The sequence below is a fragment of the Promicromonospora sp. NPDC060204 genome (assembly GCF_042728455.1).
In the GTDB taxonomy this organism is placed as follows: Bacteria; Actinomycetota; Actinomycetes; order Actinomycetales; family Cellulomonadaceae; genus Promicromonospora.
Map to the genome: position 1 here is coordinate 1 of NZ_JBHWZO010000461.1, position 1,452 is coordinate 1,452.

At 76.0% G+C, this 1,452-nt stretch carries 2 protein-coding genes; one reads left to right on the forward strand and one right to left on the reverse strand.

The window, feature by feature from the left end:
• Window positions 1-74 precede the first annotated feature (74 nt).
• Window positions 75-278 (reverse strand): hypothetical protein, encoded by a 204-nt coding sequence (locus tag ACFWEJ_RS28675; protein ID WP_377232554.1) that lies wholly within the window; start codon window positions 276-278, stop codon window positions 75-77.
• Between the two features lie 132 nt (window positions 279-410).
• Between ACFWEJ_RS28675 and ACFWEJ_RS28680 the strand changes: the two genes are divergently transcribed.
• Window positions 411-1,452, forward strand: a 1,042-nt coding sequence (locus ACFWEJ_RS28680; protein WP_377232555.1) for an alpha/beta fold hydrolase, incomplete at its 3' end; no start/stop codon positions are given.

Here is a 1,452-nt window from a genome sequence, read left to right on the forward strand (position 1 = left end):
GCAAGGGACCGGTCTCGACGCAAGGGACCGATCTCGGCGGCACTGTCGTGCCGCCGCGTGTGGCCTCGGGCTGGTCAGCGCTCGTCGGCTCGGATGGCGGCGCGGACACGGGCCGATCGGGAGCCCACGCGGTTGGTGGCGCCGGTGCGGTAGGCCCGGGCCTGCTGATCGTCGTGCACCCCGGACGCACCCGACCGGGCATGCTCTGCGCGTTCGCGCACGGCCTCGGCCGGGAGCGCGTGCCTGTGCCGGGTTCGGTTCTTCTTGTTGCTGCTCACACGTCTCACCTCCGTCCGGTGCGTCAGCGACGCCCGACCGTAGCGGCCGGACCCGTACGCGGTCAGCGGATTTTCCCTGCCGGTTGTTCCCGCTGGTCAACGGCCGGTCCCGGGCTCGGCATACTTGCGCGGATGACCACCGCAGCCCAGCACCCGGTCCGCCACGTCGACATCCAGCACGCACCCCTGCGGCACGACGACGCCGTCGCGCCCACCGGCACCGCGTCCACCACCGCAGACACCAGCACAACGGCCGCCCTCGCCACGGCCTCCCACGGCGAACACGACGACGCCGTCGCGCCGACCGCCGCCACGCCCGCCGACGGCGCACACACCGCCACGCCCGCCCACGCCGCGCCCGACACCGCCGGACCGGCCGCCACCGCGCCCGCCGACGCCGGACCGGCCGCCACCGCACCCCTGCGCCTCGCCTACCGCGAGGCCGGCGACCCCGCCGCACCGGTGCTGCTCCTGCTGCACGCCCTCGGCGAGAGCTCGCTGTCCTGGGATCCCCTGCTCGACGACCTCGCGGCGCTCGGGTACCGCGTCCTGGCCCCCGACGCGCGCGGCCACGGCGACAGCGACCGCCCCGGGCATTACTCGTACGAGCTGATGACGGCCGACACCCTCGCGTTCTGTGCCGCCCTCGGCGTGACCGCCCAGGACGACGCCGCCGGCGCGGCCGACGCCGGCGGCACGGTCGCGGCCCGCCCGGTCGCGGCCCCGGACGGCTTCGCGATCGTCGGGCACTCGATGGGCGCCGTCACCGCGGCCCTGGTCACCACCGCCCTGAACGCCACCACCTCGGCCACCAACGGGCCGGCCTCCACCGGGACAACCACCACCAAGCCGGCCCCCGTCACCCGGCTCGTCCTCGAGGACGCCGCGCCGCCGCGCCCCGGTGGGCCGCGGTTCGAGCCGTTCGACGAGCCAGACCACCCCGTCCCGTTCGACTGGCCGCTCGTCAACGCCCTGCGCGCCCAGCGCGGCGACCCCGACCCGGCCTGGTGGGACGACGCGCTGGGGATCGAGGCGCCGGTGCTCGTCGTCGCGGGCGGCCCCACGAGCAACGTGGACCAGGCGGACCTCGCGGAGTTCACCTCGCGCGTGGCCCACGGCCGGCTCGTGGAGATCCGCGTGGGCCACATGGTGCACGACGAGGCCCCGGACGAAT